The sequence below is a fragment of the Burkholderia sp. MSMB1072 genome, from assembly GCF_001524725.1.
Classification (GTDB): domain Bacteria; phylum Pseudomonadota; class Gammaproteobacteria; order Burkholderiales; family Burkholderiaceae; genus Burkholderia.
Genome location: NZ_LOYC01000009.1, coordinates 132,275 through 152,119, shown reverse-complemented (window position 1 = coordinate 152,119; position 19,845 = coordinate 132,275). Strand labels below are relative to the sequence as shown.

Sequence of the window (19,845 nt, the reverse complement as noted above, 5' to 3'; positions counted from 1 at the left end):
CGTTGCCGCGCGCCGCAAACCCGCGGCGGCGGCCGCTTCGACCTCGGGAAATCCATGACATGAACGGCGCGATTGTGAACGGAAATGAAAGCGGGCTGAAAGTGCCGCGCAATTACCATCCGCTGCACTCGAACAACACATAAGCGTAACTGGAGGAAGACATGCCGTTTGCACCGAAGCACCTCGCCGCCGCGCTGGCGGTCGTTCTGGGCACTGCCGCCGGCAGCGCCGTCGCGCAGGTTCCGGCCGGCTACCCGGGGAACTACCAGGGCGTGATCGACGCCGCGAAGAAGGAAGGCAAGCTGATCGTCTACTCGACGACCGACACGGGCCTCGTGCGTCCGCTGATCAAGGACTTCGAAAGCCTGTACGGCGTGAAGGTCGAGTACAACGACATGAACAGCACCGAGCTGTACAACCGCTACATCAGCGAGAACGCGGCGAGCAGCACGAGCGCCGACGTGCTGTGGAGCTCGGCGATGGACCTGCAGGTCAAGCTCGTCAACGACGGCCTGATGGCGTCCTACGATTCGCCGGAAAGCCCGAACGTGCCGCAATGGGCGCAGTACCAGAAGCAGGCGTACGGCACGACGTTCGAGCCGCTCGCGATCGTCTACAACAAGCGCCTGATTCCCGAGAACGAAGTACCGACGACGCGCGCCGACCTGATCAAGCTCCTCACCACGCAAGCGGACAAGTTCAAGGGCAAGGTCACGACCTATGACATCGAGAAATCGGGCGTCGGCTTCAACTACCTGACGCAGGACGCCCACGTGAACGAGAAGGTCACGTGGGAACTCGTGAAGGCGATCGGCGCGACCGGCCCGAAGCTGCAGTCGAGCACGGGCGCGATGATGGAGCGCATCTCGTCGGGCGAGAACCTGATCGGCTACAACATCATCGGTTCGTATGCGTATGCCAAGGCGAAGAAGGACAAGTCGATCGGCTACGTGTTTCCGAAGGACTACACGCAGGTCGTGAGCCGCCTCACCACCGTATCGAAGAAGGCGAAGAACCCGAACGCCGCGAAGCTGTGGGTCGACTACCTGCTGTCGAAGCGCGGCCAGACGCTGATCGCGAACCAGGCGAACCTGTACGCGATCCGCGCGGACGTGACCGGCGAAACGTCGGCCGCGAGCCTCACGAAGGAACTCGGCGATTCGCTGAAGCCGATCCAGATCGGCACCGGCCTGCTCGTCTATCTCGATCAGTCGAAGCGCCTCGCGTTCCTGAAGCAATGGCAGCAGGCGATCAAGCGCTGAGCCGCTGACCTCGGGCCGCCCGCCGCACGTCGCGCGGGCGCCTCCTTCCCCTTACCGACTTCCTTGAGGCGGCCATCCGGATGGCCGCAGGGGCGAACTCATGCTTTCAACCAGCACACGCGGCACGGCACCGGCCGTTCCGCCCGCCACCGGCCCGCGCGACGCGATTCCCGCGCTGCCGGTCAGCAGCCTGCAGCCGCTCGCCGGCATGCTGCGCTGGATCGTCGTCGCGGTACTGACCGTCGCGGTCGCGCTGCCGCTCGGCTTCATCCTGTTCCAGAGCCTGCTGTCCGCGCCGTTCTTCGACGCGAACAAAACGCTCGGCGTCGAAGGCTTCCGTTTCATCTTCAGCGATCCCGACTTCTGGTCGGCCGTGAAGAACTCGTTCGTCATCGCCGGCGGGATGCTGTTCATCTCGATCCCGCTCGGCGGCATCCTCGCGTTCCTGATGGTGCGCACCGACCTGCCCGGCCGCCGCTGGCTCGAACCGCTGCTGCTCACGCCGGTGTTCGTGTCGCCGATGGTGCTCGCGTTCGGCTACGTGGTCGCGGCCGGCCCGGTCGGCTTCTACTCGGTGTGGTTCAAGGAGTTGTTCGGGGTGCAGAACGTGCCCTGGAACGTCTATTCGATCTTCGCGATCACGGTGATCGTCGGCCTCACGCACGTGCCCCACGTGTACCTGTATTCGTCGGCCGCGCTGCGCAACCTCGGCTCGGACGTCGAGGAAGCCGCGCGCGTGACGGGCGCCCGGCCGTTCCGCGTCGCGCTCGACGTGAGCCTGCCGATGACGATGCCCGCGCTGCTGTTCGCCGGCGTGCTGGTGTTCTTCCTCGGCTTCGAGGTGTTCGGGCTGCCGCTCGTGCTCGGTGACCCGGAGGGCCACCTCGTGCTCGCGACCTACCTGTACAAGCTGACCAACAAGCTCGGCGTGCCGTCGTATCACCTGATGGCCGCGGTCGCCGTGTGCATCGTCGCGATCACGTTCCCGCTCGTGCTGCTGCAGCGCCGCCTGCTGAAGACCGCGAACCGCTTCGTCACCGTGAAGGGCAAGGCCGGCCGCGCGACGGTGCTGCCGCTCGGCGTATGGCGCTGGGTCGCGCTTGCGATCGTCGCGCTGTGGCTGTTGCTGACCGTGATCGTGCCGATCTCGGGCATCGTGCTGCGTGCGTTCGTGACCAACTGGGGCGAAGGCGTCGCGCTCGCCGAGGTGCTGACGCTGTCGAATTTCATCGAGCTGTTCGAGCAGGACAATCTGGTGCGCGCCATCGTCAATACACTTGGCATCGGCGTGATCGGCGGCGCGCTCGCGATCGGCTTCTACTCGCTCGTCGCGTTCGCCGGCCACCGCCGCCCCGACTGGGCGACCAGGCTGCTCGACTATCTCGTGCTGCTGCCGCGTGCGGTGCCGGGACTGCTCGCCGGCCTCGCGTTCCTGTGGATCTTCCTGTTCGTGCCCGGCCTGCGCGAGCTGAAGAATTCGATGTGGAGCATCTGGATCGCGTACACGGTCGTGTGGCTCGCGTACGGGATGCGGCTCATCCAGAGCGCGCTGCTGCAGGTCGGCCCCGAGCTCGAGGAAGCCGGCCGCAGCGTCGGCGCGACGCGCAGCCGCGTGTCGCTCGACGTGACGCTGCCGCTCGTGCGCTTCGGCCTGCTCGCCGCGTGGCTGCTGATCTTCATGATCTTCGAGCGCGAATACTCGACCGCCGTCTACCTGCTGTCGCCCGGCACCGAAGTGATCGGCGCGCTGCTCGTGTCGCTGTGGGCGACCGGCGCCGTCGACCAGGTCGCCGCGCTCTCTGTCATCAACATCGCGATGGTCGGCGCCGGTCTCGGCGTGGCCCTGCGCTTCGGAGTGAAACTTCATGGATAAGCTCATCGTCGACGATCTGCACCTCAGCTACGGCGCCAACCCGATCCTCAAGGGCGTGTCGTTCGAACTGAAGGCCGGCGAAGTCGTGTGCCTGCTCGGCGCGTCGGGCAGCGGCAAGACCACGCTGCTGCGCGCGGTGGCCGGGCTCGAACAGCCGTCCGACGGCCGCATCCAGCTCGACGATCGCGTGTTCTTCGACGGCGCGCAACGCGTCGACCTGCCGGTCGAACAACGCTCGCTCGGCCTCGTATTCCAGTCCTACGCGCTGTGGCCGCACCGCACCGTCGCCGACAACGTCGGGTACGGCCTCAAGCTGCGGCGTGTGGCGCCGGCCGAACAGAAGCGCCGCGTGCAGACCGCACTCGACCAGCTCGGCCTCGGCCATCTCGCAGAACGCTTTCCGCATCAACTGTCGGGCGGCCAGCAGCAGCGCGTCGCGATCGCCCGCGCGCTCGTCTACAACCCGCCGGTGATCCTGCTCGACGAGCCGCTGTCGAACCTCGACGCGAAGCTGCGCGAGGAAGCGCGTGCGTGGCTGCGCGAGCTGATCGTGTCGCTCGGGCTGTCGGCCCTGTGCGTGACGCACGACCAGACCGAAGCGATGGCGATGTCCGACCGCATCCTGCTGCTGCGCAACGGCCGCATCGAGCAGGAAGGCACGCCGGCCGAGCTGTACGGCGCGCCGCGCTCGCTGTACACCGCCGAATTCATGGGCAGCAACAACCGCATCGATGCGCGCGTCGCCGCGATCGACGGCGAATGCGTGACGCTCGCGGGCGACGGCTGGGAGCTGCGCGCCGTCGCCCGCGACACGCTCGCGCCGGGTCAGGACGCTCAGGCCGTGATCCGCCTCGAACGCGTGCAGGTCGCCGACGGCCCGGGCGCGAACCGGCTGCAGGCCGACCTCGTCACGTCGATGTATCTCGGCGACCGCTGGGAATACCTGTTCCATTGCGGCGAGATGCGCCTGCGTGCGTTCGGCCATGTGCCGCGCGCGGCCGGCAAGCACTGGATCGAATTCCCGACCAACGACTGCTGGGCGTTCGCGAAAGCGGGCTGACCCGATCGCGGCGGCCCATGTGCCGCCGCGCATGCAGTCAGGCACGCATCCGTTGCGGCCTCGCATCGGCGAACCCGTCATGGCGTTCGCCGATGGCGCGCCGAATACCGGTTTTCCGTTTCACCCCACCCAGAACAAACCAAGGAGACACCGTCAAAATGAAGTCACGCGCAGAACGTTCGATTCGAACAGTAGTCCTCACCGGTTCGGCCGCGGCGGCCTGTATCGCCGCGCCGGCCGTGCACGCGCAGTCGTCGGTCACGATATACGGGATCATGGACGCCGGCATCGAATTCACCAACCACGCGGCGCCGGAAGGCGGCAATTCGGTCAAGCTCAAGTCGGGCAACAAGAACACATCGCGCTGGGGCTTGCGCGGCGTCGAGGATCTCGGCGGCGGGCTGAAGGCCGTGTTCCGCCTCGAAAGCGGGATCGATCTCGCGAACGGCGCGTTCGACGACGGCCCGGACTCGATCTTCGCGCGCCGCGCGACGGTCGGCCTGAAGAGCAAATGGGGCGAACTGACGCTCGGCCGCAACTACACCGTCACCTACGACTACATGCTGCCGTTCGACCCGATGGGCTACGCGCAGAACTACTCGTGGGCCTCGTCGTCGATGGCGACGGGCGGCCGCAAGGACGGCATGTTCACGCGCTCGTCGAACGCGGTGCGCTACGACGGCGAATTCAGCGGCTTCAAGTTCGGCGCGCTGTACGGCTTCGGCAACGTGCCGGGCAGCATGAAAACCAGCTCGAAATACGATTTCGCGGTCGGTTACGAGACCGGCCCGTTCGCGGCGGTCGTCACGTTCGACCGGCAGAACGGCGCGGCCGACAGCGTCACGCCGGTCGATACCGTCAACTACGTTCAGGGCATCCATGCCGGCCTGAGCTACGACTTCGGCAACCTGAAAACGATGGCCGGCTATCGAAATTATCGGCGCACGTATCACACGACGGCCGCAAACCAGTTGAGCGACATGTATTGGCTCGGTGGGTCGTACCAGTTCACGCCGACGTTCTCGCTGATCGCGGCCGTTTATCACCAGAACATCAAGGGCGGCAGCGACGCCGATCCGACGCTGGTGTCGATGCGCGCGAACTACGCGCTCTCGAAGCGGACGGTGCTGTACGCGGCCGGCGCGTTCGCGATCGCGAAACACGACCAGAAGGTCGGCGTGTCGCGCGATTTCGCGGGGTATGGAACCACGCAGGTCGGGGTCACGGCGGGGATTCAGCAGCGGTTCTGATCGTTGCGACGTGACGGCGGGCGGCGGCACGTATAGCCGCCCGCCTCCATTCGGTGTGACGCCGGTCCTCGTGCGCCGTTACGCATCATCCTGCGCCTGTTCATGTGCACAACACGGAATCACATACGCACGAAGCACGGTCGACTACGGCAACATAGCCTTGAATCGATCGAACAGTGTAGGCGGTAGTTTGATCTCTCCATCGCTATCAACGGCGGCATCAAATATCAAGGAATCCTTAGTCCATATCAGTCGGACGGAATCCGGGTACTCGTAAGTCCGCTCGGCAAGCAATCGCATGTCGGATGTCCGATAGAGTCGCAAAAGAATGCGGTCCCCAGCCAGGTAGGTGTATTGCGCCGTGTAGCGCCCCCCATCGCTTCTGGAGAGCTCGGTATCAAACTGCGTCGCTCGTGCACGTACGTGCGCATCCTGATAGTAAGAACCGGCGCAACCCAAAAAAGCGACAACTGCCACACCAAAACCGAGCGCTTTCATTCCCGATTTCATTCGGACAGCGCGCCCATCCTGGTGTGCAAGGCTGTATAAGACAACGATCGACACGCACACCGCGATTCCGAACAGCGCGATTGCTGCAAGCGCAACCATGCCCGGCCCTTGCATGGCAGTCGCCAATCCGTTCATTCGAAGTACACCGTTATGGGTTTGTCCAGCATGATCGACCTATAGTCGGAAAATATGATGAAATCGCCACCTCGATGGTGTCTGATTTGCCAGTCTCGGAACGAGCGATTCCGAACCGGATAGTAAACTTTCCCTGGCTCATAGAGGTTTGCGACCGTACTGCCGGACACGACGGGAAAATCAAACCACGGCTGATCTGCAAGATTCGCTGCGGTGTAGCTTGGCACGATGCCCTTCCCCTTGGCAGACGATGGCCCTTTGCACGCCCGTCGCCGTTACTCGCCCCGCATCGTGAACACCGGACGCACGAGGCTGCTCGTATCGCCCCAATGTTCGCCGACGTCCGACAGCGGCACCGTGCGCGTGTCGATCGCGAGGCCCGCCGGCCCGGCCGCTTCGAATACGCCGCGCACCGACGCCAGCAAGCGCGGCAGCGACACGCTGCCGATCCCGCTACCCATCAGTTCGATCGCGGTCGCCCGCAGCACGGCGCCCGGCAGCAGCACGTCCGCGCCGCCGATCGAGCCGATCTGCACGAAACGCAGCCGGCGGCCATCGGGCGTCGCCTTCGCGCCGGCAACCAGCAGGGTCTGCGCGCTGGCCCCCCACAGATAATCGAGCACGACATCCACGCCCGCGCGGAAATGCGGCTCGAGCGCTCGCGCCAGATGCGCGTCGTCCTGCTGCAGCGACACCACGGCGTCCGCGCCGGCATTCAGCAACGCCTGCAACGCGGCCGCGTTGCGGCCGGTCGCGACGACCTTCGCCGCGCCGAGATGCTTCGCGATCCGCACCGCGAGCCGCCCCGACGTGCCCGTCGCGCCATTGACGAGCACCGTCTCGCCCGCGACGAGCCGCGCGCGTTCGGTCAGCGCCGCCCACGACGACATCCCCGGAATCGCGATCGCCGCGGCCGTGACGTCGTCGAGCGCGTCCGGCAGCGACACGCACTGCGTATCGGGCACGATCGTGCGTTCGGCCATCGCGCCGAACGGCGCCGGGGCACCGAAGAAGTAGACGCGCCGACCGTCGTCGAGACGCCCGACGCCGTCGACACCGACGACGAACGGATAGCGGCGGTCCGACGAGTAATGCGTGCCGGCCGCGCGCCCCTGCGCGAGCCGGCTCAACGCCGACGCCGTCACGTCGATCAGACGGTGGCCCGGCATCGCGCCGGGAGCGTCGAATTCCGTATGAACGGGACGCTCGCCGGCACCCGTTACGACTGCTGCTTTCATGGTGGTTCCTTCAATTCTGGAAGATGGGTCTTTACCGGGCATCGAGCCATGCGCGCAGCGCGGGATCGCGTACTTCCAGCACGTCGAACAGGCCGAGCGCACGCAGCGCAGGCAACGCGTCGATCGCATCGGCCTCCGCACGCGCCCGCTCCGCCGGCGCGGCATTCGGATCGGTCAACACCCGTGCGTTGACCAGAAACGCACCAACGGTCCCCTTGCGAATCGTCGTTCCGCCGGCATCGACCCGGTCGGCATGGTCGGGAAGCATCTGTTCGGCTCGCATCGCGTCTTGCTCCGGTTGTCATCGATGGACGCAGTGTAGGCGTGCGAATCCGTCCAATCTCCGGTATAACGGCCATTCGATACCGATATCCGGCCATGTCCGATCCGCTCCTGCCCGCCCGCTTCGTCACGTCCGACGACGGCCCGTTCGTGGTCGCCGCCGTCCTGTCGCAACGCGACCCGCGCATCACCGCGCCGCATTCGCATGCGCGCGGCCAGCTCGTCGGCGCGCTGAGCGGCCTGGTAACGATCGGCCTCGACGACCAGGAGTGGGTCGTGCCGGCGATCCATGCGATCTGGATCCCGCCGCATTGCCGGCATTCGTTGCGCTCGTTCGGGCCCATTTCCGGCTGGTCGGCGTTCGTCGCCGAAGCCCGCTGCGCGGCGCTGCCGGCGACGCCGCGCGCGATCCGCACGACGCCGCTGCTGCGCGAAGCCGTGCAGCGCGCGGCAAGTTGGGGCGATGGCGAGCTGGATGCCGCACAGGCCCGGATCGCCGACGTGATCCTCGATGAAATCGCGGCATCGGAAGCCGAGGCGCTGGGCCTGGTCCGGCCGCGGGATCCGCGCCTCGTGAAGATCACCGATGCGCTGGCCGCGGATCTCGCGAACGACCGGCGGCTGGAGGAATGGGCCGAATGGGCCGGCATCGGCGCACGGACGATGAGCCGCCGCTTCGTCGCCGAGACGGGGCTGACGTTCGCGCAGTGGCGTCAGCAGGCGCGACTGCTGCGGGCGCTGGAGCGCATTGCCGACGGTGCGCCGGTGACGACGATCGCGCTCGATCTCGGGTACGACAACGTGAGCGCGTTCATCGACATGTTCCGGCGCGCGCTGGGAACGACACCGGGACGGTATATGGAGGCGGGACGAAGCGCGAACGGATAGGCGCGGCCATGCGCGGGCACGAAGCCGCGTGGCGAAACGCCGCGGGCGGCACACGACCACCGCCTGCCGCCGCGTCAATACGTGCCGTCGCCCTGCTTCGCGGCGGCGTCGCCGCTCCTTTTGAACTGCGCGGCGAGCCGCTCCGCGCTCCGCGCCAGTAGCGTCGTATCGACGCCGACCGCGACGAACAGCGCCCCCGCGTCCAGATAGCGCCGCGCGGCCGCCTCATCCGCGCTCAGAATCCCCGGCGCCTTGCCGGCCGCCTTGATCGCGCGAATCGCACCGTCGATCGCGGCCTGCACGGCCGGGTGCCCGGGATGGCCGAGATGACCGAGATCGGCCGCCAGATCGGCCGGCCCGATGAATACGCCGTCCACGCCGTCGACCTGCGCGATCGCATCGATCGCGTCGAGCCCCGCGCGCGTCTCGACCTGCACGAGCACGGCCATCTCGTCGTTCGCGCGATGCAGGTACTCGCCGACGCGATTCCACCGCGACGCCCGCGCCAGCGCGCTGCCGACGCCGCGCATGCCGTGCGGCGGGTAACGCGTCGCGGCCACCGCCGCACGCGCTTCGTCCGCACTCTGCACCATCGGCACGAGCAGCGTCTGCGCGCCGAGATCGAGCACCTGCTTGACGATCACCGGATCGTTCCACGGCACGCGCACGACCGGATGCGACGGATACGGCGCGATCGCCTGCAGTTGCGCGAGGATCGTCGGCACCGTGTTCGGCGCATGCTCGCCGTCGATCAGCAGCCAGTCGAAACCGGCGCCCGCGACCACTTCGGCGCTGTATGGATTCGCGAGGCCGAGCCACAACCCGATCTGCGCATCGCCGCGCGCGAGCGCGGCCTTGAAGACATTCGACGAAATCTGCATCGTTCGCTCAACTCATTCGAAGTAGCACTGGATCGTCCCGAGCGGGCCGTAATCGACGCTGAACGTATCGCCCGAACGCGCGGCGCACGGCCGCGTGAACGACCCGCCCAGCACGATCTGCCCCGGCTCCAGCGCAACGTCGAAGCGCGACAGCCGGTTCGCGAGCCACGCGACGCCGTTCGCCGGATGGTTCAGCACGCCGGCCGCGACACCGGTTTCCTCGACCACGCCGTTGCGCGACATGATCGCCGCCACCCAGCGCAAATCGACGTCCTGCGGGCGCACCGGCCGGCCGCCGATCACGACGCCCGCGTTCGCCGCGTTGTCGGCGATCGTGTCGAATACCTTGCGCGGCCGCTTCGTATCGGGGTCGATCGACTGGCTGCGCGCGTCGATGATCTCGAGCGCCGGCACGACGTAATCGACCGCGTCGTACACGTCGAAGATCGTGCAGTTCGGGCCGGTGAGCCGCTTGCCGAGCACGAATGCGAGCTCGACCTCGACGCGCGGCACGATGAAGCGGCTAGTTGGAATCGTGCCGCCGTCTTCGAAAAACATGTCGTCGAGCAGCGCGCCGTAGTCGGGTTCGTCGATCTGCGACGTGTTCTGCATCGCCTTCGACGTGAGGCCGATCTTGTGCCCCTTCAGCGTGCGGCCTTCCGCGAGCTTGAGGGCCACCCACGCACGCTGGATCGCATACGCGTCGTCGATCGTGATGTCGGGATGGTCGAGCGAGATCTGGCGGATCTGCGTGCGCGCGCGTTCGGCGTCGTGCAGACGGTGCGCGAGCTGGTCGATGATGGCGGGTTCGAGCATGGTCGGATCGGGAATGGAGTTCAGCCGGCCCGCTTGTAGCGGGCGTGAATGTTGTTGTGCTTGTACGAGCCGCTTTCGCTGAACTCGGTCAGTTCCATCGACAGCGCAAGGTAGCGTGTCGCGTACAACTCGGCGAAATGCACCTTGATCGCGTCGAACAGCGCGTCGCACGCGGCCTTTTTCTGCGCGTCGGTGCGGCCCGCGCCGATCTTCAGCGTCACGTGGACGAACGCGTCGTCCTCCGTGCCGTCGGCGACGCAGTAGTCGCGCAGCTCGATCGCGCGCGAACGGATGCCGCCGGTCGGGAACACGCCGCCCTGTGCGATCAGCGTCGCGTTGATCGTGCGCAGCAGCACGGGAATGCGTGCGTCGTCGCGGATGTTCGCGGTGTATTCGACGACGATGTGTGGCATGGCAGGTCTCCGGTCGGATTCGAATGCGTGGCGGGCGGTAACGCTCAGGGCAGCGGGAAGATCGCGTTGATCTGCCCGGTGCCCGAGCTCGCGAAATAGTCGGTGACGATCTCGACGGGCCGATCGTAACGATCCCAGCCGAGCAGCCCGAGCAGCATCGCCGTGTCGTGCATGCCGCCTTCGCCGTGGCAATGCACGTTGTACTCCGGCAGCATCGCGCAGAAAGTCTTGAAATCGCCCTGTTTCCACAACTCGACCACGCGCAGGTCGACCTGCCTGAAGAATTCGCGGCTGATCTCGTGGATCGATTCCTCGGGGCTGCCGTTGTCGTTGAAGCGGTGAGACAGCGAGCCGCTCGCGAGGAACGCGACGTTCGAATCGCTCTTCTCGATCGCTTCGAGCAGCGCCTCGCCGAAGCGCCGGCTTTCGTCGAGCGTGTGCCACATGCACCACCCGGCAATCGACACGACCTTGAAGTGCTGGTCGCCGTTCATGTAGCGCATCGGCACGAGCGTGCCGTATTCGAGCTCGAGGCTGTCGATCTCGTGCGCACGGGTCGCGACGCCGCGCGCGGTGGCCGTTTCCGCGATCAGCCGGCCGAGCGCCGGGTTGCCCGGATACGCGTACTGCATGTCGCGGATGAAGTGCGGCAGCTCGTTGCTCGTATAGGTGCCGGCGAACCGCGCATTGCAGTTCACGTGATAGCCCGCGTTGACGAGCCAGTGCACGTCCGACACGACGATCGTGTCGACGCCGAGCGCGCGGCAGCGCTCGCCGATCAGTTGATGGCCGCGGATAGCCGCCTCACGGCAGCCGTGATGCCGGCCGGGCAGTTCCGACAGGTACATCGACGGCACGTGCGTGATCTTCGCGGCGAGGGACAATTTGCCCATCGTTCAAGTCTCCCTGTCGACCGGAGTTAGCGCTTTAGCGGTTACTCCGGTCCCATGCTTCGCGGTCGGCCAGAGTCAGCGCTTTAGCGCTTACGCTGGCCCCATGCTTGGCCGGCGTGCCGGCCAAGGAATCGTTCGTTCTTGCGGCGACACGACCCGCTCCCGTTACACGCCCCAGCGAGGAATGTGATGCGAACCCATCGAGATGCACACGTTCTTGATCTCCGCGAACACCTCGAAGCTGTACTCGCCGCCCTCGCGCCCGGTGCCCGACTCCTTCACGCCGCCGAACGGCTGGCGCAGGTCGCGCACGTTCTGGCTGTTCACGAACACCATCCCGGCCTCGATGCCCCGGGCGAGCCGATGTACCTTGCCGACGTCTTGCGTCCAGATGTACGATGCGAGGCCGTACGCCGTGTCGTTCGCGAGCCGCAACCCTTCTTCCTCGTCGTCGAACGGGATGATGCACGCGACCGGCCCGAAGATCTCTTCCTGCGCGATGCGCATCCGGTTGTCGACGTCGGCGAATACGGTCGGCCGCACGAAGTTGCCGTTGCGCAGATGGTCGGGCAACCCGGCCGGCTTGTCCGCACCGCCCGCGACCATGCGCGCGCCTTCCTGCTCGCCGATGCGGATATAGCCCGTCACCTTCTCCCAGTGCTGGCGCGTGATCATCGCGCCGAGATTCGTGCCCGGATCGGACGGATCGCCGACCACCAGGTTGTTCGCGCGGCGCGCGAATTCCTGCACGAAGCGGTCGTAGATCGTGCGCTGCACGAAGATCCGCGAGCCCGCGGTACAGCGTTCGCCGTTGATCGAGAAGATCGTGAACAGCGACGCGTCGAGCGCGCGGTCGAAATCGGCGTCGTCGAAAATCAGCACCGGCGACTTGCCGCCGAGTTCCATCGAATACTTCTTCAGGCCCGCGCGCTCCATGATCCGCTTGCCCGTGACCGTGCCGCCCGTGAACGACACCGCGCGCACGTCCGGATGCCGCACGAGCGCATCGCCGGCCGTCGCGCCGTAACCCTGCACGACGTTCAGCACGCCGGGCGGGATGCCGGCTTCGAGCGCGAGCCGGCCGAGCTGGTCGGCCGTGAGCGGCGACAGCTCCGACATCTTCAGCACGGCCGTGTTGCCGAGCGCGAGACACGGCGCCGTCTTCCACGTGGCCGTCATGAACGGCACGTTCCACGGCGACACCAGTGCACACACGCCGACCGGCTGGTACAGCGTGTAGTTCAGCATCTGATCGTCGACCGGATAGGTCCGGCCGTTCATCTGCACGCACACTTCCGCGAAGAAGTTGAAGTTCTCGGACGCGCGCGGAATCAACTGCCTGCTCGTCTGCGCGATCGGCAGGCCGGTGTCCTGCGTCTCCAGCGCCGCGAGCATCGGCACGTTCCGTTCGATCAGCTCGCCGAGCTTGCGCATCAGCTTCGCGCGCTCCTTTGCCGGCGTGTTCGCCCATTTCGGGAACGCTTCCTTCGCCGCGCGCACGGCCGCGTCGACCTCGGCCTCGCCGCCCGATGCGACGTCGGTGATGACGTCGCCCGTCGCCGGGTTCAGCGTCGTGAAGGTTTCGCGGCTCTCCACTTCGCGGCCGTCGATCCAGTGCTTGATGGTCATGTGCTCTCCTTGGGCGACGGGCTCAGCCGGCGCGATAGTAGTCTGCTTCGCCGACGATCGTGTTCACGAGCCGGCCGATCCCTTCGATTTCGGTCACGACCTCGTCGCCCGGCTGCGTGTCCGCCAGCCCCTCGGGCGTGCCGGTCAGGATCAGGTCGCCCGGCGCGAGCGTCATGAAGCTGCTGATGTGCTCGATCAGCGCCGGCACGTCGAAGACCATGTCGCGCGTGCTGCCGCGCTGCGTCTGCCGGCCGTTCACCGTCGTGCGCAGCGTCAGGTCGCCCGCGTCGCCGATCTCGTCGCGGCTGACGAACCACGGCCCGAGCGGCGTGCAGGTGTCGCGGTTCTTCACGCGCAGGTTCGGACGGTAGTAGTTCTCGAGATAGTCGCGGATCGCGTAGTCGTTCGCGACCGTATAGCCGGCCACGTAGTCGATGGCCTGTGCGCGGCTCACGCGGCGCGCGGGCCGGCCGATCACGACGGCCAGCTCGCACTCGTAGTGCATGTGCGTGGCGTCCGCCGGGCGCACCGTGCGCGACCGGTGGCCGACGAACGTGTTCGGCCCCTTCAGGAAGATCAGCGGTTCGCTCGGCGCATTGAAGGCGAGTTCCTTCGCATGGTCGGCGTAGTTCAGGCCGAGCGCGAACGTCGTACGCGGCGCGACGGGCGGCAGCCATGCCACCGCGTCCTCCGCCAGCACGCGCCCCGTATCGAGGCGGATCGCGCCGTCGCCGGCCGGTTCGGCTGCATGCAGTGCACCGTTGTAGATCACGCGCGCGGTCTTCATCGTGCTTCCTCCGCAATCAGCGTATGCCGCAACGCGCCGATACCGGCCGCGGCGATCTCGATCGTGCTGCCCGCGCGGGCGCGCGGTGCGCCGCCCGCGACGCCGAGCAGCAGCACGTCGCCCGCGTCGAACGACATGAAGGCCGTCACGTCGGCGATCAGCTCGCGCACCGGGCGAATCAGCGTCGCGGTCGATGCGGACGCGGCCACCTCGCCGTCGATCCGCACCGTCAGGCCGATCGCGTCGACGTCGGCGAGCGCGGCAGCCGGCACGATCGCCGGGCCGAGCGGGCAAAAGCCGTCACGGCACTTGAAACGCACGGCCGGACGGTAGTAGTCGGGATGCGGCACCGACACGTCGCTCGCGAGCGTGAAGCCGTGCACGTAGTCGAGCGCCTGCGCGGCCGCCACGCGCGTCGCGCGCCGGGCGAACACGACGGCCACCGACGCACCGATCTCGAGCGCGTCGACGCCGGCCGGCACGACGACGGCAGCACCGTCGGCCACATGCGTGTTGGCGGATTTGATGTACAGGATCGGCGCCTGCGGCGGGCGGCCGTAAGGCGGTGCGTTCACCGCATCGCCGAGCGCGGCGAGCGCCGCGCGCTCGTTGAGCAGCGCGCCGTAGACGGTACCGATGGCGACCGGCAACGGCGCCGCCGCGGCGGTCGTGCAAGACAGCTCCATGCGTCATTCCCCTGCCGCGCGTCGCGGCGCATCGTCAATAGTTAATATCTTAAGTAAACAATTGAGCGCTGGCAACCTCGATTACCCTGATACACGAAATTCATCAGCTTCGGCTGTTAAGATTGATGCGTCCCCGTCCTCTGCTCACCCTGATGAACCGTACGCTCGACCATCGCAACCTGGCCATGCTGCTGCTCGAGGCCCGCGAAACGCTGATGGGCCTGTTTCGCCCCATTCTCAAGGAATTCTCGCTGACCGAACAGCAATGGCGGATCATCCGCGTGCTCGACGGCGAACCGGCGCAGGCGCTCGAAGCCGGGCAGATCGCGAAACGCTGCTGCATCCTGAGCCCGAGCCTGACCGGCGTGCTGGAACGGATGGAGCGCGACGGCCTGATCACGCGTATGCGCGCGCAGGAGGATCAGCGCCGGCTGCTGGTCAGCCTGACGCCGCAAAGCAGGAAACTGGTGACGGAAATCGGTCCGCGCATCGACGAGCAATATCGTCAGCTCGAATCGCGATTCGGCCAGGACGGCCTCGAGGATATCTACCGGGCGCTCGACCGGCTCATCGAGCTCGGCAGCCACGCGTAAAGGCGGCGCCCGCGCCCGCCACGTGCGGGAACGGGCGCCGGTACGACGCGGGCGGTCAGTGGATCGCGCCGCGCATCAGCTCGGTTACGGCCACGCCGCGCGACGTGCGCATGCACTCTTCGACGTAATCGATGAACGGCAACGGCTCGAAATCGATTTCGTCGCGCACACGGCGATTGTCGAACACGCGATCGACCGTCGCGAATTCCCCGCAGCGCTGCAACGCCCGGCCGATCACGCGCTCGAGTGCCGGATCGCGGCGCCCGAGCACGTCGCGCACGACGAGCGGCAGTTCGGCCGGCGCGCATGCCGCGTAGCGCGGCGCCCCGGTCATCCCCGCCGCCTCGTCCATCGCGCGCACGATCTGCGCGACCTGCGGCGCCTCGTCGCCGGCCGACACGTGATAGACGTCGTGCGCGAGCGTCGGCTTGACGGCCAGCAGCATCGTCGCGCGCGCGACGTCGTCCACCGACACGATGTCGATGCGCGTCATCGGCCGCGCGGTGAAGCGGCGCGCCGCATGCGCGAGCCGGAACATCCAGAACGAATTCGGCGCGGGCCGCGTACCGAGCACCGTGTGGCCGACCACGTGCGACGGCCGCACGACGACGAGCGGCAGCCCGAGCGCACGCAGGCGCTGCTCCGTCTCCGCCTTCGCGTGCAGGTAGCCGGCCGCGAGCACCGCGCCCGGCAGGCCTTCGCCGCCCGGCGCGGCATCGTTCCCCGCGTCGCGTTCCGCCTCCTCCTGGACGATCCCGCCACGGCCGGCATGCGCGTAGGCCGTGCCGACGTAGACGAAGCGCTGCAGGCGCGGCGCGCGCGCAAAGCGTTCGGCGAAGCGCACCGCATCGGCGATGTCGGCCTGCAGGTGCGCGCCGTCGGCCGGCGACGCATGGCCCGCGCAGTGAATCACGTGTGTCGCGCCGGCCAGGCGCGGCGCATCGGCGCCGTGCCAGACGTCGCCGAGCGCGCCGACGATCACGTTCGCATCGGTCAGGCGCGACGCCCAGTACGGCGCGAGCCCCGCGCGGAGCGCGGCTTCACGCAGCCGCGCGACCGCGTGGCCGCGATCCTGCGCGCGCACGACGCAGACGATGCGTTCGAGCAGCCCTGCATTGACGAGCGCCGTCAGCACGGTACTGCCGATGAAGCCGGTCGCGCCGGTCAGCACCAGCCGTCCGACGTTCGCCGCCGCGACCGGTGCGCTGGCCGGCGACACGAGGCTCGTCCGCCAGTTCAGCGACAACGCGGTTTTCCAGATCAGCACGATAGTCTCCTTCGAAGAGTCGGCCAGGCGGCGCGGCACCCGCGGTTGCGGGCGGCGCACGGCTCACTGGCCGGGCCGGGGCTGACGCGCGCCCCGGCGGCTCCCGATCGGGCATGCGGCCAGCGATCGCGTCGATCGCGCTCTGGCACGAGGCGGCGGCAGCCGGCGCGGACGGGCGTCCGTCGCACAGGATCGGGAAGCTTCCAGTGTGGGGCCGGACCGCATGCAAGTCTGTCCCGAAAGTTTCGTGAAAGTGTGCCGATTTGTACGCGATTGTCGGAGTGTGTCGTGCCGGCCGCCGCGTCGACGCGCCGAGAGGTTCGGTCTGACTGCATTCGACCTACCCCGCAGCGCGTCGCTCGCGCCGGTTTCGACGGCGGCCGGTGCGCGGCCGATCGACGCGGCCGGCGGCCCTGTCATCCCATGTCTGGGTCACCGCGCGTGCCCGCCCGGACATCGTCGTTGCCGGTATCGCCCGCGTGTGCTGGCGCATCGGGAAGACCATGCATCGTCAGACGTCGTTTCATCTGAAACCGAAATAGACTCGATACGGATTTATTGCGGATTATCACTTGCGTTTCACACCAGTCTATCTAGACTGTTCAAGTCCAAACGGTCGAATGTGTCATTTTTTTCAGGAGACGATGCAATGCGCCTCACCATTCGGATTAATGGCAGCGAATCGGCAACCCGGCATTCGTTCGCGGTATTGTGGGTCGATACCGACGAAGGGCTGTGGTCGCGCGAGGCACACCAGGGCATCGACCTTCCAACCTGGGGCAAGGTCCGCGACGTGGAGGGCGCGATGGCGCTCTGTGCGGCCGACAGCGGCAATGCCGTCTGTCAGTTGAAGGGGCTGTCGTTCGATGCGACGCGGCGCGAACAGGGGCCCGCGGTGCTCGCCGGCGAGCACCCCGACGGCGCGTGGCGCCTGCAGGCTGTCGATACCTGCACGACCCAGCCGGAATACCGGGAATTTATTTCCGTTGCCCGATAGATATCGACAAGTACTATTGACGTCAATCGTCTGCGGTTTTCGGGTTTATTCCGGTAGAAGTAATATTCATTTCGATATTCAGCATGAATGGCGCCTCGACTGGAGGCGCTTTTCATTTTCGGGATTAAAGAAATAACCGGGGCGCGGGCAATTGATCGTACGCCGGGGGCGATCGAGATCGGGTCAGTTGGAAACCGTGCGCCCGGATTGGCATGCGAGGGATCGTCTCGTGTTCCATCACCCGCACCCGGTGGGAACTCCTGCGTCGGCTCCGCCCTTTCTCTTCCTCCTCTCCCTTTTCCAGACCGCCTGCCATTCCCCTTTTTGCGGGGCCGGAACATACTTTCCCCACACGATGTTTACTCATTTATTACAATCGCATTATTCAGACTGACCAGCCGCCGTCCGGCGGCCCGACCCCGGCCATTGCATGAGCGTGAAAAAGAAGACCCACCCTGCCGATCCGTACGCGACGGCGACCAAGAATCCAATGCTCGCTTCGCGCCTGCCGATGTGGCGCTCACGGTTGATCGTGGTGGTCGTGTTCCTCGCGTTCGCGGCGCTGATCGCGCGCGCTTTCTGGGTGCAGGTCGCCAACCAGGATTTCTACGTCGGCCAGGGCCAGAAGCGCTATCAGCGCACGATCGAGCTCGACGCGATGCGCGGGCGCATCGTCGACCGCAACGGCGCGATGCTCGCGGTCAGCCTGGCTACCTATGAAATCTGGGCGAACCCGAAACAGGTCGCCGACACCGATTACCCGCAGATCGCGAAGCTGCTCGACATGTCGCTCGTCGAGGTGAAGCGGCGTCTCGGCAACGACAAGACGTTCGTGCTGCTCAAGCGGCAGGTCGACGCGGACACCGCCAGCCGGCTCGACAAGCTCGCAATCGACGGCATCACGCAGATCGCCGATTCGAAGCGCTTCTACCCGGAAGGCGAATCGGCCGCGCACGTGGTCGGCTTCACGAACGTCGAGGACAAGGGCCAGGAAGGGGTCGAGCTCGCGGCGAACGCACGCCTGCAGGGCACGTCGGGCCAGCGCGAGGTGATCCGCGACCGGCTCGGTCGCATCGTGTCGGACACGCGCCCGCTCGTCCCCGCACAGCACGGCGCGACGATCGAGCTGACGATCGACCGCCGCATCCAGCAACTCGCATTCAGCCAGCTCAAGGCCGCCGTGATCGAGAACAACGCGCTGGCCGGCAGCGTCGTCGTGCTCGACGCGAAGAACGGCGAAATCCTCGCACTCGCGAACTATCCGACCTTCGACCCGAACGACCGCGCCCGCCTCACCGGCCAGCAATTGCGCAACCGCGCAGTGATCGACACGTTCGAACCGGGCTCGACGATCAAGCCGCTCGTCGTCGCGCTGTCGATCGACGAGCGCAAGGTCACGCCGAACACGATCATCAACACGTCGCCGGGCACCTACAAAATCGGGCCGGCCGTGATCCACGACACGTCGAACCACGGGTCGCTGACCGTCGCGCAGGCGCTGCAGAAGTCGAGCAACGTCGCGCTCGCAAAGCTGGCGCTGAACCTGCCCGCCGAAACGATCTGGAACAAATACCAGGAGTACGGGATCGGCCGCGCACCGGAACTGACGTTCCCGGGCGTCGCAGCGGGCCGGCTGCGCGGCTACAAGCGCTGGCGGCCGATCGAGCAGGCGACGATGGCGTACGGCTACGGGCTGTCGATGTCGCTGCTGCAGATCGCGCAGACCTACACGGCCTATGCGGGCGACGGCACGCTGCACCCGGTGTCGCTGCTGAAGAACGGCACCGACCAGCAGACGATCGACGCGCATCGCGGCCACCGCGTGACGTCGCCGCAAACGGCAGCCGCGATCCGCTCGATGCTCGAGATGGCGGTGGGTGAAGGCGGCACGGGGCGCCGCGCACGCGTGGACGGCTACCGGATCGGCGGCAAGACGGGTACCGCGCGCAAGCAGGTCGGCGCGACCTATGCGAAGGGCAAGTACCGCGCGCTGTTCGCCGGGATGGCGCCGATGAGCGACCCGCGCCTGATCGTCGCGGTGATGATCGACGAGCCGCGCGGCAAGGGCTACTACGGCGGCACGGTGGCCGGCCCGGTGTTCGCGTCGGTCACGAGCGGCTCGCTGCAGTTGCTCGGCGTGCCGCCCGATGCGCCGGTCGAACCGGAGAAGAATGCGCCGGCGAAGGCCGCCGCGCCGCAGAAGACGGTCGCGGCGCCGAAAGCGGCGGCGACGACCGTCACGCAGAAACCGTCGGCATCGCTCAAGACGACCGCGCAATCCGGGCTCCCCGCGCCCGCGAAGGCGGCTACCGCCGGCTGACGGCGCCACGGGCGATGCCGTGTCCGCATCGCCCCGTCCCACCCCGCTCTCCAGGAACGCACCGC

General features: G+C 66.9%; 21 protein-coding genes. 8 read left to right on the top strand and 13 right to left on the bottom strand.

Annotation, left to right across the window (positions count from 1 at the left end; genetic code table 11):
* Nucleotides 1-161 precede the first annotated feature (161 nt).
* The 3 genes from WS89_RS02740 (at nucleotide 162) to WS89_RS02730 (ending at nucleotide 4,195) form a co-directional block, all read left to right on the top strand.
* The gene (locus WS89_RS02740) at nucleotides 162-1,262 is read left to right on the top strand and encodes an ABC transporter substrate-binding protein (protein ID WP_059789413.1); all 1,101 of its coding nucleotides are present in this window, start codon (nucleotides 162-164) and stop codon (nucleotides 1,260-1,262) included.
* A 100-nt stretch (nucleotides 1,263-1,362) separates the two neighbouring features.
* Nucleotides 1,363-3,135: an ABC transporter permease gene (locus WS89_RS02735; protein WP_059789412.1), complete on the top strand. Its 1,773-nt coding sequence runs from the start codon at nucleotides 1,363-1,365 to the stop codon at nucleotides 3,133-3,135.
* Nucleotides 3,128-4,195 carry an ABC transporter ATP-binding protein gene (locus WS89_RS02730; RefSeq protein ID WP_059505058.1) on the top strand — a complete coding sequence of 356 codons (1,068 nt, stop codon included), beginning with the start codon at nucleotides 3,128-3,130 and terminating at the stop codon, nucleotides 4,193-4,195. Before WS89_RS02735 ends, WS89_RS02730 begins: the two co-directional genes overlap by 8 nt.
* 37 nt (nucleotides 4,196-4,232) lie before the next feature.
* On the opposite strand, the gene WS89_RS34135 is transcribed toward WS89_RS02730, so the two are convergent.
* Nucleotides 4,233-4,472, bottom strand: coding sequence for a hypothetical protein (locus WS89_RS34135; RefSeq protein WP_179949390.1), 240 nt, complete (start codon nucleotides 4,470-4,472; stop codon nucleotides 4,233-4,235).
* Between WS89_RS34135 and WS89_RS02725 the strand changes: the two genes are divergently transcribed.
* A complete protein-coding gene (locus tag WS89_RS02725) occupies nucleotides 4,354-5,445 on the top strand; it encodes a porin (protein ID WP_059505056.1) in 1,092 nt (363 codons plus the stop codon). The genes WS89_RS34135 and WS89_RS02725 overlap by 119 nt on opposite strands.
* Nucleotides 5,446-5,589: 144 nt before the next feature.
* Here WS89_RS02725 and WS89_RS02720 read toward each other — a convergent pair whose 3' ends face one another.
* The 4 genes from WS89_RS02720 to WS89_RS02710 all read right to left on the bottom strand — a co-directional run bounded on the left by WS89_RS02720 (nucleotide 5,590) and on the right by WS89_RS02710 (nucleotide 7,611).
* Entirely contained in the window at nucleotides 5,590-6,090 is a 501-nt protein-coding gene (locus tag WS89_RS02720) for a hypothetical protein (RefSeq protein ID WP_257128106.1), read from the bottom strand.
* Nucleotides 6,087-6,260, bottom strand: coding sequence for a DUF6402 family protein (locus WS89_RS34495; protein ID WP_257128129.1), 174 nt, complete (start codon nucleotides 6,258-6,260; stop codon nucleotides 6,087-6,089). The genes WS89_RS02720 and WS89_RS34495 overlap by 4 nt, the downstream gene beginning before the upstream one ends.
* 105 nt (nucleotides 6,261-6,365) lie before the next feature.
* Complete coding sequence (locus WS89_RS02715; protein WP_059789411.1) at nucleotides 6,366-7,328, bottom strand: quinone oxidoreductase family protein; 963 nt, start codon at nucleotides 7,326-7,328, stop codon at nucleotides 6,366-6,368.
* 31 nt (nucleotides 7,329-7,359) lie between these two features.
* A complete protein-coding gene (locus WS89_RS02710) occupies nucleotides 7,360-7,611 on the bottom strand; it encodes a hypothetical protein (protein WP_034204951.1) in 252 nt (83 codons plus the stop codon).
* Nucleotides 7,612-7,706: 95 nt separating this feature from the next.
* Here WS89_RS02710 and WS89_RS02705 point away from each other — a divergent pair, with 95 nt between their 5' ends.
* On the top strand, nucleotides 7,707-8,498 hold the full coding sequence (locus WS89_RS02705; RefSeq protein ID WP_059789410.1) for an AraC family transcriptional regulator: 792 nt from the start codon (nucleotides 7,707-7,709) through the stop codon (nucleotides 8,496-8,498).
* A 74-nt stretch (nucleotides 8,499-8,572) separates the two neighbouring features.
* Here WS89_RS02705 and hpaI read toward each other — a convergent pair whose 3' ends face one another.
* The 7 genes from hpaI to WS89_RS02670 all read right to left on the bottom strand — a co-directional run bounded on the left by hpaI (nucleotide 8,573) and on the right by WS89_RS02670 (nucleotide 14,603).
* Nucleotides 8,573-9,379 (bottom strand): 4-hydroxy-2-oxoheptanedioate aldolase, encoded by an 807-nt coding sequence (hpaI, locus tag WS89_RS02700; protein ID WP_059789409.1) that lies wholly within the window; start codon nucleotides 9,377-9,379, stop codon nucleotides 8,573-8,575.
* 12 nt (nucleotides 9,380-9,391) lie between these two features.
* Nucleotides 9,392-10,195 carry a 2-oxo-hept-4-ene-1,7-dioate hydratase gene (gene hpaH, locus WS89_RS02695; RefSeq protein WP_059500669.1) on the bottom strand — a complete coding sequence of 268 codons (804 nt, stop codon included), beginning with the start codon at nucleotides 10,193-10,195 and terminating at the stop codon, nucleotides 9,392-9,394.
* A 20-nt stretch (nucleotides 10,196-10,215) separates the two neighbouring features.
* Nucleotides 10,216-10,608 carry a 5-carboxymethyl-2-hydroxymuconate Delta-isomerase gene (locus WS89_RS02690; protein ID WP_059500670.1) on the bottom strand — a complete coding sequence of 131 codons (393 nt, stop codon included), beginning with the start codon at nucleotides 10,606-10,608 and terminating at the stop codon, nucleotides 10,216-10,218.
* A gap of 44 nt (nucleotides 10,609-10,652) precedes the next feature.
* Nucleotides 10,653-11,501: a 3,4-dihydroxyphenylacetate 2,3-dioxygenase gene (gene hpaD, locus WS89_RS02685; protein ID WP_059500671.1), complete on the bottom strand. Its 849-nt coding sequence runs from the start codon at nucleotides 11,499-11,501 to the stop codon at nucleotides 10,653-10,655.
* Nucleotides 11,502-11,666: 165 nt separating this feature from the next.
* Nucleotides 11,667-13,130, bottom strand: coding sequence for a 5-carboxymethyl-2-hydroxymuconate semialdehyde dehydrogenase (gene hpaE / locus WS89_RS02680; RefSeq protein WP_059789408.1), 1,464 nt, complete (start codon nucleotides 13,128-13,130; stop codon nucleotides 11,667-11,669).
* A 22-nt stretch (nucleotides 13,131-13,152) separates the two neighbouring features.
* Entirely contained in the window at nucleotides 13,153-13,917 is a 765-nt protein-coding gene (locus WS89_RS02675; RefSeq protein WP_059500673.1) for a fumarylacetoacetate hydrolase family protein, read from the bottom strand.
* Nucleotides 13,914-14,603, bottom strand: coding sequence for a fumarylacetoacetate hydrolase family protein (locus WS89_RS02670; RefSeq protein ID WP_059789407.1), 690 nt, complete (start codon nucleotides 14,601-14,603; stop codon nucleotides 13,914-13,916). Before WS89_RS02670 ends, WS89_RS02675 begins: the two co-directional genes overlap by 4 nt.
* A 152-nt stretch (nucleotides 14,604-14,755) precedes the next feature.
* Here WS89_RS02670 and hpaR point away from each other — a divergent pair, with 152 nt between their 5' ends.
* Nucleotides 14,756-15,196, top strand: coding sequence for a homoprotocatechuate degradation operon regulator HpaR (hpaR, locus tag WS89_RS02665; protein WP_027782888.1), 441 nt, complete (start codon nucleotides 14,756-14,758; stop codon nucleotides 15,194-15,196).
* A gap of 55 nt (nucleotides 15,197-15,251) precedes the next feature.
* On the opposite strand, the gene WS89_RS02660 is transcribed toward hpaR, so the two are convergent.
* The gene (locus WS89_RS02660) at nucleotides 15,252-16,463 is read right to left on the bottom strand and encodes an SDR family oxidoreductase (RefSeq protein ID WP_059789406.1); all 1,212 of its coding nucleotides are present in this window, start codon (nucleotides 16,461-16,463) and stop codon (nucleotides 15,252-15,254) included.
* Nucleotides 16,464-17,112: 649 nt separating this feature from the next.
* Here WS89_RS02660 and WS89_RS02655 point away from each other — a divergent pair.
* Together WS89_RS02655 and WS89_RS02650 are read left to right on the top strand one after the other, a co-directional pair.
* On the top strand, nucleotides 17,113-17,460 hold the full coding sequence (locus tag WS89_RS02655) for a DUF3564 family protein (protein ID WP_006483554.1): 348 nt from the start codon (nucleotides 17,113-17,115) through the stop codon (nucleotides 17,458-17,460).
* Between the two features lie 430 nt (nucleotides 17,461-17,890).
* Nucleotides 17,891-19,780, top strand: a complete 1,890-nt coding sequence (locus tag WS89_RS02650; RefSeq protein ID WP_059789405.1) for a peptidoglycan D,D-transpeptidase FtsI family protein — start codon at nucleotides 17,891-17,893, stop codon at nucleotides 19,778-19,780.
* The last annotated feature ends 65 nt before the right edge of the window (nucleotides 19,781-19,845 follow it).

Bases quoted from the DNA above. Each gene is read 5' to 3' on its own strand.
- WS89_RS02740 (WP_059789413.1), top strand. From the start codon at position 162: ATGCCGTTTGCACCGAAGCACCTCGCCGCCGCGCTGGCGGTCGTTCTG.
- WS89_RS02735 (WP_059789412.1), top strand. From the start codon at position 1,363: ATGCTTTCAACCAGCACACGCGGCACGGCACCGGCCGTTCCGCCCGCC.
- WS89_RS02730 (WP_059505058.1), top strand. From the start codon at position 3,128: ATGGATAAGCTCATCGTCGACGATCTGCACCTCAGCTACGGCGCCAAC.
- WS89_RS02725 (WP_059505056.1), top strand. From the start codon at position 4,354: ATGAAGTCACGCGCAGAACGTTCGATTCGAACAGTAGTCCTCACCGGT.
- WS89_RS34135 (WP_179949390.1), bottom strand. From the start codon at position 4,472: ATGATCCCGTATATCGTGACCGACGACTGCGCGTGCACGGCCGGCGCG.
- WS89_RS02720 (WP_257128106.1), bottom strand. From the start codon at position 6,090: ATGAACGGATTGGCGACTGCCATGCAAGGGCCGGGCATGGTTGCGCTT.
- WS89_RS02715 (WP_059789411.1), bottom strand. From the start codon at position 7,328: ATGAAAGCAGCAGTCGTAACGGGTGCCGGCGAGCGTCCCGTTCATACG.
- WS89_RS02710 (WP_034204951.1), bottom strand. From the start codon at position 7,611: ATGCGAGCCGAACAGATGCTTCCCGACCATGCCGACCGGGTCGATGCC.
- WS89_RS02705 (WP_059789410.1), top strand. From the start codon at position 7,707: ATGTCCGATCCGCTCCTGCCCGCCCGCTTCGTCACGTCCGACGACGGC.
- hpaI (WP_059789409.1), bottom strand. From the start codon at position 9,379: ATGCAGATTTCGTCGAATGTCTTCAAGGCCGCGCTCGCGCGCGGCGAT.
- hpaH (WP_059500669.1), bottom strand. From the start codon at position 10,195: ATGCTCGAACCCGCCATCATCGACCAGCTCGCGCACCGTCTGCACGAC.
- WS89_RS02690 (WP_059500670.1), bottom strand. From the start codon at position 10,608: ATGCCACACATCGTCGTCGAATACACCGCGAACATCCGCGACGACGCA.
- hpaD (WP_059500671.1), bottom strand. From the start codon at position 11,501: ATGGGCAAATTGTCCCTCGCCGCGAAGATCACGCACGTGCCGTCGATG.
- hpaE (WP_059789408.1), bottom strand. From the start codon at position 13,130: ATGACCATCAAGCACTGGATCGACGGCCGCGAAGTGGAGAGCCGCGAA.
- WS89_RS02675 (WP_059500673.1), bottom strand. From the start codon at position 13,917: ATGAAGACCGCGCGCGTGATCTACAACGGTGCACTGCATGCAGCCGAA.
- WS89_RS02670 (WP_059789407.1), bottom strand. From the start codon at position 14,603: ATGGAGCTGTCTTGCACGACCGCCGCGGCGGCGCCGTTGCCGGTCGCC.
- hpaR (WP_027782888.1), top strand. From the start codon at position 14,756: ATGAACCGTACGCTCGACCATCGCAACCTGGCCATGCTGCTGCTCGAG.
- WS89_RS02655 (WP_006483554.1), top strand. From the start codon at position 17,113: ATGCGCCTCACCATTCGGATTAATGGCAGCGAATCGGCAACCCGGCAT.
- WS89_RS02650 (WP_059789405.1), top strand. From the start codon at position 17,891: ATGAGCGTGAAAAAGAAGACCCACCCTGCCGATCCGTACGCGACGGCG.